This is a genomic window from Muricoprocola aceti (assembly GCF_025567005.1).
GTDB classification, from domain to species: domain Bacteria; phylum Bacillota; class Clostridia; order Lachnospirales; family Lachnospiraceae; genus Marvinbryantia; species Marvinbryantia aceti.
Genome location: NZ_JAOQKE010000001.1, coordinates 176,887 through 191,525, shown reverse-complemented (window position 1 = coordinate 191,525; position 14,639 = coordinate 176,887). Strand labels below are relative to the sequence as shown.

Sequence of the window (14,639 nt, the reverse complement as noted above, 5' to 3'; positions counted from 1 at the left end):
AGTGGAAAAGAAAGAAAACAAATCGAATTATTTAGTGCAGGGTACCATTCTTGCTGTGGCATCGATTATTGCCAGAGTCATTGGAATGATTTATCGAATTCCCCTGACCAATATACTGGGAGATGAGGGAAACGGTTATTACACCACTGCCAATCAGATCTATACGATCCTGTTAATGATTTCCACTTTCAGCCTGCCTCTTGCCGTTTCCAAACTGGTTTCCGAACGGATTCACCAGGGGCAGTATAAAAATGCACAGAAAGTATTCCGTTGTGCCATGCGATTCTCTGTCATAGCAGGCGGCGTCATCTCATTGCTGACCTTCTTTCTGGCTGGCGTTATCTGTGGCAGCATTATGAAAGTAGACCATGCATCCTACGCACTGCGTGTTCTGTCACCGGCTATCTTCATTTTTGCCATCGCCGGTGTCTTTCGTGGATATTTTCAGGGGCATGAGTCCATGGTTCCTACAGCTGTTTCTCAGATTATTGAACAGATTGTAAACGCTTTTGTGTCTGTGATAGCAGCTGCGCTGTTATTCCGTTATGGAGTCTCTGTTGCCGGAGATGATCCGTCTATGGGACCGGCGATGGGAGCAGCAGGCGGTACATCCGGTACCGTGGTCAGTGTAGCCGTCGCACTTGTTTTTCTGGTTATTGTATATAGTGTTTTCCAGAAATCCAATCGCAGGTATCTGCGCCATGACCAGACGAAAAGAACCGAGTCTGACCGGGCAATTTATACAGCTATTCTTGCGACCATTTTACCGGTAGTGCTGAGTACACTGATTTACAATATCACCCCGACGTTGGATCAGTCTATTTTTAATACGATTCTGGCAGGGCAGGGGTATACCAAGGAACAATACACGATCATCTATGGTATTTACAGCGGAAAGTTTTATGTTCTGATGAACGTACCTCTGGTACTGGCTTCTTCGCTGGCTCCATCGGTAGTTCCGTCTTTATCGGCGGCTATGATTAACGGGGATTACCGTGATGCAAAGATCAAGGTGCGCACTACCATGCGCTATACGATGATCATTACGATTCCATGTGCGGTGGGGCTGGCAGCGCTTGCTTCGCCGATTATGCAGCTGTTATTCCGTGACAGCCACAGACTTCCTGCAAGCATTATGCAGGCAGGCGGGCTGATGATTGTTCTCTTTGCAATCTCTACGCTTTCCACAGCTGTTTTGCAGGGAATGAGCCGGATGCGAGAACCGGTAAAGCACAGTGCGATAGCGCTTGTGATCCATGTCTTAGCCCTGATTCTCTTTTTAAAGAGATTTAATCTGAATATTTATGGTGTCGTATATGCCAATACACTGTTTGCTTTTATTGTATGTGTGTTGAATTCCATGGCCATTAAGAGACATCTGCATTATCGGCAGGAGATTCCGAAGACCTTCATCATTCCACTGATTTCCGCCGCATTTATGGGAATCGCAGCCATGGCAGTATATTGGGGCGTCGATCATCTGATTCTGCTGGCAGGTGGAAGTGACCCTTCTTATATGCTTACTTACATTGCCAATGCGATTGCGGTTCTTCTGGCAGTTCTCATTGCCATTCTGGCATATGGGTTCTTTCTGATCCGTCTGAAAGGCATCCGTGAATCAGAGATTGAGACATTACCAAAAGGTGCAACACTGATCGCAATTTTAAGAAAAATCAAATTTTTATAGGGATACAGCAGGAGGTAAAAAGGTTGGATATCCGTGAGACATTAAAAGACAAAAGCAGAATTATCATTAAGATCGGATCTTCTTCCCTGACGCATCCACAGACCGGTGCGTTGGATCTGACTAAGCTGGAGATTCTGATCCGTGAGATCTGTAATATTAAAAATATGGGAAAAGATGTGATTCTGGTATCTTCCGGTGCCATTGCTGTAGGCAGCCGGAGTGCTGGTTTTCAGAGAAAACCCAAAAAACTGGAAGAGAAGCAGGCTTGTGCGGCCATCGGTCAGGCACAGCTGATGATGATTTATCAGAAGCTGTTTGCCGAATATGGTCATATGGCTGCACAGGTGCTGATGACCAAGAATACGATTACGAATGATGAAAGCAGGCGTAATGCTTATAACACTTTTCAGGAATTGCTGAAACTGGATGCGATTCCGATTGTAAATGAAAATGATACCGTATCTACTTATGAGATTCAGTTTGGTGACAACGATACGTTGTCTGCCCTGGTGTCTTCTCTGGTAGGGGCTGATTTACTGATTCTGCTGTCGGATATTGATGGACTCTTTACTGATGATCCTCATCGAAATCCTGACGCAGAATTTATCCATGTAGTAGAGAGTTTAAATGAAGATCTGATGAAAATGGGGAAAGGCACCACCAGTTCAGTAGGAACCGGTGGCATGAGCACCAAGCTGTCAGCAGCCAGAATAGCAACCTCATCCGGGGCAGACATGATCATCGCCAACGGAAAAGATTTTCATATTATTCATAAACTTCTCCTGGGAGAAAACTTAGGTACCCTGTTTCTAGGAAAGAAAGATCATACGTTTTCGCTGGAAGAATATCTGCATAGCATCAATAAATAACAAACAGGAGGAACTATGGGAGTTTCAGAAAAACAAATAGCACGTATTAATGAACTTGCACATAAAGCCAAAGCGGAAGGACTGACTGCAGAAGAAAAAATGGAGCAGCAGGTACTTCGTGCAGAATATATCGCAGCATTCAGAGCCAGCTTAAAATCACAGCTGGATAATATTGATATCAAAGAAAAAGATGGAACTATTGTAAATCTGGGTGAAAAATACGGAGCAAAACATGGAAAAAAAGGAAATTAGAAAAAAAGTATTCCAGGTCAGAAAAAGTTCTGATCCACAGGAATTAGAGAAAAAAAGCCAACTGATTAATCAGAAAATTATTGAGTTGCCGGCATTTCAAAATGCCGACACTATTTTTGTCTATATGGACTGTAAGGGAGAAGTGTCTGTTCGGCCAATGCTGGAAGCAGCATGGGCTATGGGTAAGAAGACTGCTGCTCCAAAGGTTACAGGGCCTGGTACCATGAAGTATTATTACATTACTTCTTATGATGATCTGGCTCCTGGATATTATGATATTCCAGAACCAGTTACTGAGATAGAAGCAACAGAAGAAGATGCTTTTTTGATTGTGCCGGGCGTAGGATTTGATAAGAACCGCCATCGTTGTGGTTACGGACAGGGATTTTATGACCGTTTTCTGGCGGCTCATCCGGGTATGACCAGTGTAGCCATTGCCTTTGATTTTCAGGTATTTGATCAGATTCCTTCTGATCAGTATGATGTGGCACCAGAACTGCTAGTAACGGAATCTACGATGTATGGAGAAATCATCCCGAAAAAAGAACCGGAACGACAGTACTATTTCATGGAAAAATGCAGAGAAAAGATTGCTGAGCTCTCAAAGGAGCTTGGACGTCCGCTAACGGCATCTCCAATCACATTTGGCTGTCAGATGAATGCCAGAGACAGTGAGAAGCTGGCCGGTATTCTGGAAAAGATCGGCTATCAGCTGGTGGAAGGGGAAGATGCAGACTTTGTCATTTATAATACCTGTACCGTAAGGGAAAATGCCAACCTGCGTGTTTATGGCCGCCTTGGAGTTCTTGGCGGTATTAAGAAAAAACATCCTCATATGCTGATCGCTTTATGTGGCTGCATGATGCAGGAAAAAGAAGTTGTGGAAAAGCTACAGAAGAGTTATCGTTTTGTTGACCTGATCTTTGGAACCCACAATATCTATAAGTTTGCAGAGCTGATTTACCAGCGGCTGACTTCCGGTAAGATGGTGATTGATGTCTGGAAGGATACGACCAGGATTGTGGAAGATCTTCCGGTAGAGCGAAAATACCCATTTAAGTCTGGGGTGAACATCATGTTTGGCTGCAACAATTTCTGCAGTTACTGTATTGTTCCGTATGTTCGCGGCAGGGAACGAAGCAGAGAACCGAAGGATATCATCCGGGAAATAGAACGTCTGGTAGCGGATGGAGTGGTAGAAGTCATGCTTCTGGGACAGAATGTGAACTCTTATGGCAAAAATCTGGAACAGCCGGTTACGTTCGCACAGCTTCTTCAGGAAATCGAAAAAATTGAAGGGCTGGAACGTATCCGTTTTATGACCTCCCATCCCAAGGATTTATCTGATGAATTGATTGAGGTGATGGCGCATTCGAAGAAAATCTGCAAGCACATGCATCTGCCTCTGCAGTCAGGAAGCAGCCGACTTTTAAAGATTATGAACCGTCATTACGACAAAGAACAGTATCTGACACTGGTGAAAAAATTAAAAGATGCGATACCGGATATTTCCCTGACTACCGATATCATTGTAGGTTTCCCGGGGGAGACAGAAGAAGACTTTGAAGAAACACTGGATGTGGTAAGAAAAGTTCGCTATGACAGTGCTTTTACTTTCATCTATTCCAAACGTACCGGTACACCTGCTGCCAAAATGGACAATCAGGTGCCGGAAGAAGTTGTAAAGCCTCGTTTTGACCGTCTGTTAAAAGAAGTACAGGAAATCTCAAGAGAAGAATCTGCCCGGCTGACCGGTCAGACCCTGCCGGTACTGGTAGAAGAGATCAATGATCATGATGCCTCTCTGGTGACCGGACGATTGAGCAACAATCTCCTGGTACATTTTCCGGGAACAGCTGATCTGATCGGAAAGATCGTAGATGTTTATCTGGCAGAATGTAAGGGCTTTTATTATATGGGAGAAATGAAGAAATAATGAGTGACAAAAATACAATGACACCCATGATGCAGCAATACTTGAAGACCAAAGAAGAGTACAGGGACTGCATCCTGTTTTACCGACTGGGTGACTTTTACGAAATGTTCTTTGACGATGCCATTACTGCATCCAGAGAACTGGAGATCACATTAACCGGTAAGAACTGCGGACTGGAAGAACGTGCGCCAATGTGCGGTATTCCGTTCCATGCCGTAGACGGTTATCTGAATAAACTGGTATCCAAGGGTTATAAAGTGGCGATCTGTGAGCAGGTAGAGGATCCAAAGACCGCAAAAGGAATTGTAAAGCGGGAAGTGATTCGTATCGTGACACCTGGTACTACCTTGGATGCTCTGGCGCTGGATGAAACAAAAAACAATTACCTGATGTCTATTGTATATACAGCAGACAGATATGGAATCTCTGTGGCAGATATCACCACCGGAGTTTATTTTGTAACCGAAGTAGATTCTGCCAAAAAACTAAATGACGAGATCTCCAGGTATGCACCGTCAGAGATTATCTGCAATCATTCTTTTTATGTCAGTGGAATTGATGTGGAAGATTTCCGTACCAGATTGGGTATTTCGGTGTATTCTCTGGACAGCTGGTATTTTGACGACGAGCTTTGTAAAAAGGCACTGATGGATCATTTTCATATGAGTACGCTTTCTGGTCTGGGACTGGATGATTTTGACTGTGGCGTGATTGCAGCAGGTGCTTTATTGCAGTATCTGATTGAGACACAGAAAACATCGATTTCTAACCTGACGAAGCTGACACCGTATATTACTGGAAAGTTCATGTTAATTGACAGCTCCAGCCGCCGCAATCTGGAGCTTTGCGAGACCTTACGTGAAAAACAGAAACGTGGCTCCCTGTTATGGGTGCTGGATAAGACAAAGACGGCCATGGGAGCCCGCATGCTGCGTAGTTTTATTGAACAGCCTTTGATCGATCTGGAAGAGATCGAGAAGCGGCAGCAGGCGATATCAGAACTGAACCAGAATGCCATAGCCAGAGAAGAGATCCGGGAATACTTAAATCCTGTTTATGACCTGGAACGACTGATCAGTAAGATCAGTTACCAGTCAGCAAATCCACGGGATCTGATTGCCTTTAAGAGTTCTCTGGAGATGCTTCCGGCCATCCGCTGTCTGCTGGATGATTTTCAGGGAGATCTGCTAAAGGAGATTCAGACGGATCTGGATCCGCTTCAGGATCTGTATGAACTGGTTGATCAGGCAATTATGGATGAACCTCCGATTTCTGTCAGAGACGGGGATATGATCAAAACAGGATTTCATGAAGAAGTAGATAAACTTCGTAATGCCAAGACAGAAGGCAAGACCTGGATTGCACAGCTGGAAGCAAAAGAACGGGAAGCAACAGGTATTAAAAATCTACGTATCAAGTACAATAAGGTATTTGGCTATTATCTGGAAGTGACAAATTCTTATAAGGACCTGGTTCCGGAACACTATATGCGAAAACAGACACTGGCCAATGCGGAACGCTACATCACGCCGGAACTAAAAGAACTGGAAGACATGATTCTGGGAGCAGAAGACAAACTGGTGGCTTTGGAATATAATCTGTTCTGTGAAGTGAGAGATAAACTGGGAGCAGAGATCATCCGTATTCAGAAGACAGCAAAAGCGATTGCTGCACTGGATGTATTTGCATCTCTTTCTCTGGTGGCAGAACGCAATAATTATGTCTGCCCGAAGATGAACACCAAAGGATTGATTCAGATCAAGGACGGACGTCATCCGGTAGTTGAAAAAATGATCGATCATGATATGTTCATTGCCAATGATACCCTGCTGGATAATGGCAAAAATCGTATTTCTATCATTACCGGACCGAATATGGCCGGTAAATCTACGTATATGCGTCAGACTGCCCTGATTGTGCTAATGGCTCAGATTGGATCCTTTGTGCCGGCATCCAGTGCGAAAATTGGCATTGTAGACCGGATCTTTACCCGTGTAGGAGCATCCGATGATCTGGCTTCCGGTCAGAGTACCTTTATGGTAGAGATGACGGAAGTTGCCAATATTCTGCGTAATGCCACCTCCAACAGTCTGTTGATTCTGGATGAAATCGGTCGTGGAACCAGTACTTTTGACGGCCTTAGTATTGCATGGGCGGTAGTAGAGCACATCAGCAATCCAAAGCTTCTTGGAGCCAAGACTTTATTTGCCACTCATTATCATGAGCTGACCGAACTGGAAGGCAAGCTTTCCAATGTAAATAATTATTGTATCGCCGTAAAAGAAAAAGGCGATGATATTGTATTTTTACGAAAGATTGTCAAGGGCGGTGCTGATAAGAGTTACGGTATTCAGGTAGCCAAGCTGGCCGGTGTACCGGACAGTGTCATTGAACGTGCCAAGGAACTGGTACAGGAACTCAGCGATGCAGACATTACAGAGACTGTCAGTGAGATTGCACAGGAGAAAAAGTCCAAAAGCAAAGTCCAGAAGTACGACCAGGTAGATCTGGAACAGATGACGCTGATGGATACCGTCAGTGACGAGGATGTCCTGAATGAGTTAAAAGAAATCGAGATTTCCACTCTGACACCGATAGAAGCGCTGAATGTACTGAATCGTTTACAGAACCGATTAAAGAACAGATGGTAAAGAAGGGCTGATACATGAATAAAATTGTCGTATTAGATGAACAGACCATTGATAAAATTGCAGCCGGGGAGGTCATTGAACGACCGTCCTCTATTGTAAAAGAGCTGGTGGAAAATGCCATTGATGCAGGAGCCACGGCTGTTACTGTTGAGATCAAAGAGGGAGGAATCTCTTTTATCCGTATCACAGATAACGGTTCCGGTATTGAAGCAGAGCAGATTCCAACTGCTTTTTTACGTCATGCAACCAGTAAAATCCGAACGGCAGAAGATTTGCTGGATGTCACCTCCCTGGGATTTCGTGGTGAGGCACTTTCCAGTATTGCAGCGGTCTGCCAGGTAGAACTGATCAGTAAGACACCGGAAAGTCTGACCGGTACCCGCTATCTGATCGAAGGAGGAAAGGAAAAGAGTCTGGAAGAGATCGGTGCGCCTTCCGGCACTACATTTCTGGTACGGAACATTTTCTACAATACGCCGGCCAGAAAGAAGTTTTTAAAAACCCCTCAGACTGAAACGGGATATATCAGCGAACTGATGGAACGCATGGCGCTGTCCCATCCGGAAGTATCCTTTAAATTTATTGCCGGTTCCCAGGTGAAGCTCCATACCTCCGGAAATCACCGGCTGAAAGATATTATCTATAATATTTACGGAAGAGATATTACAAATAATCTTCTGGAAGTGGAAAAAACCTTTGAAAATGGAATGAAGATCACAGGATTCATTGGGAAACCGGTGATCTCCAGGGGAAACAGAAACTTTGAAAACTATTTCGTAAACGGACGGTATATTAAGAGTAAAATTATATCCAAGGCGATCGAGGATGCATACCAGTCCTTTATGATGAAGCATAAATATCCATTTACCGTACTGCATTTCCAAATCGATACGGAGATGCTGGACATCAATGTCCATCCAACAAAGATGGAGCTTCGGTTTGCGGAAAATGAAAAACTGTATGAGGATGTCTATCATACGATTTTAAATACGCTTTCCCATAAAGAGATGATCGTTCAGGTCAGTGTGGGAAAAGAAGAAAAAGAAGAGTGTATACAGGAGAAAAAAGAAAGTCTGCCGGAACCATTCGAAAAGAATCGTATTTCTTCCATGCAGATGGTATCTGGACAAGACAGTGTTATACAGGAACGTGAGGCACAGCCATCGCGGGAGAAATTAAGTCTCCTGGCGCATCAGACATCTGTTCCTGTAAAAAAGCAGTTGAGCGAAGAAGATACCAGGGCTATCCGGGAGATTACATCGTCCTATACGGCACCATCCTGGCAGCCAGAAAGATCTGAGCGGGCGATGCAGTCTGCTGTATCATCAGAAGCCACAGACTCACAGACTTCACCGGCTGCCAGATATTCTATGGAAATGGAACAGATGGCGAACAGCAGCGTGAAAGAATCGGATTTCTTTTCAGAAAAACTGCTGGACCGTCAGAATGTAAAAGAACACCGGATTATCGGACAGCTGTTTGATACTTACTGGCTGATTGAATTCCGGGATAATCTTTTTATCATTGACCAGCATGCGGCACACGAAAAGGTACTATACGAAAAAACCATGAAAGCGATGGACAAGCGGGAATATACCTCCCAGATCCTGAATCCGCCGGTGATACTGACCTTAAGCATTCAGGAAGCAGAGACGCTGCAGAAACATATGCCTTATTTCCAGGAGATTGGATTTGAGATTGAGGAATTTGGAGGCAAAGAATATGCCCTGAGAGCAGTACCGGATAATCTGTTCGGTATTGCCAAAGACGATCTATTTATTGAGATGCTGGATGCGCTGGAGAGTCAGCCGGCAAGTGCCAGCGTGGATCTTATCAAAGACCGGGTAGCTGCCATGTCCTGCAAGGCAGCTGTGAAAGGTAATCATAAGCTGTCTGTTTCGGAAGTACATGCCCTGATCGATGAACTGATGACACTGGAGAATCCATACCACTGTCCTCACGGACGACCAACGATTATCTCCATGTCCAGGCATGAGATTGAAAAGAAATTCAAACGAATTGTATAAAAGAAATGAAAAGGAAATCAATGGAAACGATGAAACAACCATTAGTGATTTTAACCGGTCCAACTGCAGTGGGGAAAACGGCGCTGTCCATCCATCTTGCACAGGCAATTGGAGGCGAAATTATTTCAGCAGATTCCATGCAGATATACAAGGGTATGGACATTGGTTCGGCCAAAATTCGTCCGGAAGAAATGCAGGGTGTTCCCCATTATCTGATTGATGAATTAGAACCGGACGAAGAATTCCATGTTGTGCGTTTTCAGCAGATGGCAAAAAAGTATTTGCAGCAGATCTATGATCATGGACATATTCCCATCGTGGTAGGCGGCACCGGATTTTATATTCAGGCCTTATTGTATGATATAGATTTTACAGAAAACAAAGGAGATCCTGCTATCCGGCAGCAGCTGGAGGCTCTGGCAGCAGAAAAAGGGGCAGAATATTTACATCAGAAACTGGCAGAAGTAGATCCGAAATCAGCAGAAGATATCCATGCCAACAATGTAAAACGGGTGGTTCGGGCTTTGGAGTTTTACCAGGAAACCGGGACGAGAATCTCCGAACACAACGAGCAGGAGCGGCAAAAAAAATCCCCTTATAATTTTGCCTATTTTGTCTTAAACGATGAACGAAAAAAGTTGTATGAACGCATTGATCAACGTATTGATCAGATGCTTGACGATGGGCTGGCAGAGGAAGTTACATTCCTGAAGAAAAAAGGCTATACCAGAGATATGGTATCCATGCAGGGACTGGGCTACAAAGAGATTCTGGACTATCTGGATGGAACAATCTCTCTGGAAGAAGCCATTTATCGGATCAAACGGGATACCCGTCACTTCGCTAAACGGCAGATTACCTGGTTTAAGCGGGAACGGGATGTTACCTGGATATCCAAAGATGATTTTGAGAGAAAAGAAACCAGCATCCTGGAATTTATGATAACTACATTACAGCAAAAAGGAATATTACCGGAACAGACGGTATAGAATCCAACAGCAGACGAGGAGAAAATTATGAATACAGAAACAATCACAGGCATGTATCAGGAACTGGGCGTAGACAAAGACGTTCTGGATTTTGGAAATGCCGTTGAGAAAACATTGAAGAAGCGATTTGCTCAGATCGATGAGGTTACAGAATATAATCAGCTGAAGGTGATCGGTGCCATGCAGAAATGCCGGGTCAGCGCAGAATGTTTCCAGGGCAGTACCGGGTATGGATATAATGATCTGGGACGTGAAACGCTTGAAAGTGTCTATGCTGCTGTTTTCCACACAGAAGCAGCACTGGTACGTCCACAGATTACCTGTGGAACCCATGCACTGGCACTGGCACTGGCTGGCAATTTGCGTCCAGGTGATGAGATGATCTCTATTTCCGGGAAACCATACGATACTCTGGAAGAAGTCATCGGTATCCGTCCATCCAACGGATCTCTGGCAGAATATGGCATTGCTTATGCACAGGTTGATCTGACACCGGAAGGAGAATTTGACTTTGAAGGAATCCGAAAAGCCATTTCTTCCAAAACAAAACTGGTAGAAATTCAGCGTTCCAAGGGCTACCAGACTCGTCCTTCTCTGTCTGTTTCCAGGATCGCAGAAGCCATTCAGTTTGTGAAATCCATTCGATCTGACATCATCGTTATGGTAGATAACTGTTACGGAGAATTCGTAGAAACGATGGAACCAAGTGATTTTGGAGCGGATATGGTAGTTGGCTCTCTGATTAAAAATCCAGGCGGTGGCCTGGCACCAATCGGCGGCTATATTGCAGGAACCAGTGCCTGCATTGAAAATTGTGCCTATCGATTGACTTCTCCTGGACTTGGAAAAGAAGTAGGTGCTTCCCTTGGTGTAAATAAAGACTTTTTTCAGGGATTATTCCTGGCTCCAACCGTGGTAAATGGGGCTTTAAAAGGCGCTATCTTTGCAGCAAATATCTATGAAAAACTGGGCTTTCATGTAATACCAGATGGATCAGAAAGCCGTCATGATATTATTCAGGCTGTAGAATTTGGCTATCCGGAGGGTGTGATTGCTTTCTGTGAGGGGATTCAGGCAGCGGCTCCGGTGGACAGCTATGTAACACCGGAACCATGGGCTATGCCTGGTTATGACAGTGATGTCATCATGGCAGCAGGGGCTTTTATCCAGGGATCCTCTATTGAACTGAGTGCAGATGGTCCAATCAAACCGCCTTATGCAGTCTATTTTCAGGGCGGACTGACCTGGCAGCATGCCAAGCTGGGAATTCTGAAGTCTCTGCAGCGCATGAAAGAACGTAACCTTGTAGATCTTTCTAACGTAACAATATAGGTAAGGATAAAACATGAAATCAATCATTGTAATCGGTGGCGGAGCTTCCGGTCTCATGGCAGCCATTGCAGCAGCCCGGGAGGGGGCTCGCGTTACCGTTCTGGAAGCTATGGACAAGCCGGCAAAAAAGCTTTTAATGACCGGTAATGGCAGATGTAATCTTACCAGTCTGGATTTTTCCAGAGAGGACTGTTACCGTGGTGGGAACAGGATGTTCTGTCAGCAGGTGCTGTCACAGTTCGACCATCACAGTACCATGCAGTTCTTTGAAGAAATGGGACTTTTGCTCCAGAACCGGGGCAGTGGGGTTTATCCGCTGACGGATCAGGCATCTTCCGTGGCTGACCGTCTGCTTCTTGAGATTCAGAAGCTTTCTGTAAAGCTAAAATGCCGGGGAAAAGTAACTGCGATAGAAAAAAAAGAGGGTAAATGGACGGTTTATACAGAAAGCTGGCACTATGAAGCAGATGCGGTGATCCTGGCCTGTGGCTCTCAGGCAGTTCCGGCTACCGGATCGGATGGAAGTGGCTATGCGCTGGCCAGGATGTGTGGACATACTATACAAAAACCATTTCCAGCGCTGGTACCACTAAAATGCCAGGAATCTTTTGTAAAAAAAATGGCTGGTCTCCGTACCAGGGCAGTAATAGACATGGAGATCTGGCCTTCTGACGGATCTACGGTTCAACAATTTTCTGAATCGGGAGAACTACAGTGGACGGAATATGGAATCTCTGGGATTGTAGTATTTCAGCTCAGCCGATATGCATCCGCGACGCTGCAGCAAAAGGGCCGTGTGCAGGTAAGCGTAGACTGTCTGCCTTCGGTGACAGAGGAAAGGTTATTTGACCTTTTGTACAAAAAGAAGGAGAAAGAATCCATTGGGGACCGTCTTACCGGTATCCTTCCGAAGAAAATGATTCCTGTGATACTGGAACTCTGTCAGATCAGGAAAGCTTCTGACAGACCGGACGAAACGCAGATAAAGCGTATCTGTAAGATGATCAAACATCTGCCACTTACCGTAACCGGAACCAGATCCTTTGAGCAGGCACAGGTATGTGGAGGTGGGGTGACTCTTTCTGAGATTGATCCGTGCACGATGGAATCACGCATCATCAGCGGTCTGTATCTGACAGGAGAACTGATGGATGTAGACGGTATCTGCGGAGGATACAACCTGCAGTGGGCATGGTCCACCGGATATCTTGCAGGGAAGAGCAGCGCTGTAAAAGTTACCAGTCACAAAAAAGGAGAAGACCATGATTAGAATACAGCAGTTAAAGGTACCGCTGAATTATGATGAAGCATTTTTACGTAAAGAGATTGCCAGAAAACTAAAAATCCAGGCTTCGGATATCAAAGAATTACGGGTTCGCAAACAGTCTCTGGATGCCAGGAAAAAGCCAGATTTATATTATGTACTGACGGTAGACTTCTGTCTGGCAAAAGAGCAGCAGGTTTTGAAAAAAAAGCAGCATATAACCATTAGTCAGGTTACGGATTCTCCATATCAGATGCCAGATGGGGGAAGTGAAACGCTTCCTCATCGCCCGGTAATTGCCGGGTTTGGCCCTGCAGGTCTTTTCTGTGCGCTGCTGCTGGCAAGAGCAGGTTACTGTCCGCTGGTGCTGGAGCGGGGAGCTGATGTGGATCAAAGAACTACAGCGGTAGAACAATTCTGGAAAAATGGAATTCTGGACACGGAATCGAACATACAGTTCGGGGAAGGCGGCGCTGGTACGTTTTCCGATGGAAAACTGAATACACTGGTAAAAGATGCCTGTGGGAGAAATCATTATGTATTAAAAACCTTCGTAGAAGCCGGTGCTGACCCGGATATTTTATATGTGAACAAACCACATATCGGAACGGATGTACTTAGAAATGTAGTAAAACATATTCGACAGGAGATTCTTTCTCTTGGAGGAGAAGTACGTTTTGGATGTAAGGTTACCGATCTGAAAATCAAAGATCAGCAGCTTGTCGGTGTCTGTGTAAATCATACTGAAGAGATCCCATGTGAAGCACTGGTTCTGGCCATTGGCCATAGTGCAAGGGATACCTTTGCCATGCTTCATGAACATCAGGTTCTGATGCAGCCCAAGTCTTTTGCGGTGGGACTTCGGATTGAACATCCACAGTCTATGATTAATCTGTCCCAGTATGGGCAGGAGCACCATCCGCTGCTTGGAGCAGCCAATTATAAAGTGACCAGAAAACTGGCAAATGGACGAGGCGTCTATTCCTTCTGTATGTGTCCGGGCGGTTACGTGGTAAATGCTTCTTCAGAAGAAGGACGCCTGGCGGTAAATGGTATGAGCTACCGGGCCAGAGACAGCCGCAATTCCAACAGCGCTATGATCGTAACGGTAACACCGGATGACTTTGGCCATGCAGGAGTACTGGGCGGAATTGAATTTCAGAGAGATCTGGAGAAAGCAGCCTGGCAGGCCGGTAACGGAAAGGTGCCTGTGCAGTTATTGGGAGATTTCTGTGAAAACAGAACATCCACGGGACTTGGCGATGTGACACCTTGTATCAAAGGGAACTGGCAGTTTGGCAATTTAAGGGAAGTACTTCCGGAAATCATCAGTCAGTCTCTGATCGAAGGGGTACATGGATTTGAACGGCAGATTCATGGATTTTCCAGACCAGATGCGCTGTTTTCCGGTGTAGAATCCAGGACTTCCTCTCCAGTACGTATTGTACGTGATGAGCGGTTCCTGTCCAGTCTGACAGGGCTATATCCTTGCGGAGAGGGCGCCGGATATGCCGGAGGAATCACCTCTGCAGCCATGGATGGCATGAAAGTTGCTGAGGCAGTCATCAAAAAATATAGGAAAAATTAAGGATTCGAACCTATACATTTGATAGGGTTTATGATAATATATTT

At 45.1% G+C, this 14,639-nt stretch carries 10 protein-coding genes and 1 pseudogene; all 11 read left to right on the top strand.

Annotated features, from left to right (window positions below; genetic code table 11):
• The first annotated feature begins 1 nt into the window (after position 1).
• Complete coding sequence (locus OCV47_RS00970; RefSeq protein WP_262653118.1) at positions 2-1,687, top strand: putative polysaccharide biosynthesis protein; 1,686 nt, start codon at positions 2-4, stop codon at positions 1,685-1,687.
• Positions 1,688-1,710: 23 nt separating this feature from the next.
• Positions 1,711-2,556 (top strand): glutamate 5-kinase, encoded by an 846-nt coding sequence (proB, locus tag OCV47_RS00965; RefSeq protein WP_256296357.1) that lies wholly within the window; start codon positions 1,711-1,713, stop codon positions 2,554-2,556.
• A 15-nt stretch (positions 2,557-2,571) separates the two neighbouring features.
• Positions 2,572-2,808, top strand: a complete 237-nt coding sequence (locus OCV47_RS00960) for a DUF896 domain-containing protein (protein WP_117448764.1) — start codon at positions 2,572-2,574, stop codon at positions 2,806-2,808.
• Positions 2,789-3,259, top strand: a pseudogene (locus OCV47_RS15960) (5-formyltetrahydrofolate cyclo-ligase); the annotation flags it as partial. The gene OCV47_RS00960 and the pseudogene OCV47_RS15960, both read left to right, overlap by 20 nt.
• A gap of 66 nt (positions 3,260-3,325) precedes the next feature.
• Positions 3,326-4,744: a tRNA (N6-isopentenyl adenosine(37)-C2)-methylthiotransferase MiaB gene (gene miaB, locus OCV47_RS00950; RefSeq protein ID WP_256296687.1), complete on the top strand. Its 1,419-nt coding sequence runs from the start codon at positions 3,326-3,328 to the stop codon at positions 4,742-4,744.
• A complete protein-coding gene (gene mutS / locus OCV47_RS00945; protein WP_262653116.1) occupies positions 4,744-7,395 on the top strand; it encodes a DNA mismatch repair protein MutS in 2,652 nt (883 codons plus the stop codon). Before miaB ends, mutS begins: the two co-directional genes overlap by 1 nt.
• Positions 7,396-7,409: 14 nt before the next feature.
• Positions 7,410-9,422 carry a DNA mismatch repair endonuclease MutL gene (gene mutL, locus OCV47_RS00940; RefSeq protein WP_262653115.1) on the top strand — a complete coding sequence of 671 codons (2,013 nt, stop codon included), beginning with the start codon at positions 7,410-7,412 and terminating at the stop codon, positions 9,420-9,422.
• Positions 9,423-9,451: 29 nt separating this feature from the next.
• Positions 9,452-10,411 carry a tRNA (adenosine(37)-N6)-dimethylallyltransferase MiaA gene (gene miaA, locus OCV47_RS00935; protein WP_256296354.1) on the top strand — a complete coding sequence of 320 codons (960 nt, stop codon included), beginning with the start codon at positions 9,452-9,454 and terminating at the stop codon, positions 10,409-10,411.
• Between the two features lie 27 nt (positions 10,412-10,438).
• Positions 10,439-11,743 carry a methionine gamma-lyase family protein gene (locus OCV47_RS00930; RefSeq protein ID WP_262653113.1) on the top strand — a complete coding sequence of 435 codons (1,305 nt, stop codon included), beginning with the start codon at positions 10,439-10,441 and terminating at the stop codon, positions 11,741-11,743.
• 13 nt (positions 11,744-11,756) lie between these two features.
• A complete protein-coding gene (locus tag OCV47_RS00925; protein WP_262653111.1) occupies positions 11,757-13,013 on the top strand; it encodes a BaiN/RdsA family NAD(P)/FAD-dependent oxidoreductase in 1,257 nt (418 codons plus the stop codon).
• On the top strand, positions 13,006-14,595 hold the full coding sequence (locus OCV47_RS00920) for an NAD(P)/FAD-dependent oxidoreductase (protein WP_262653109.1): 1,590 nt from the start codon (positions 13,006-13,008) through the stop codon (positions 14,593-14,595). The genes OCV47_RS00925 and OCV47_RS00920 overlap by 8 nt, the downstream gene beginning before the upstream one ends.
• Positions 14,596-14,639 lie beyond the last annotated feature (44 nt).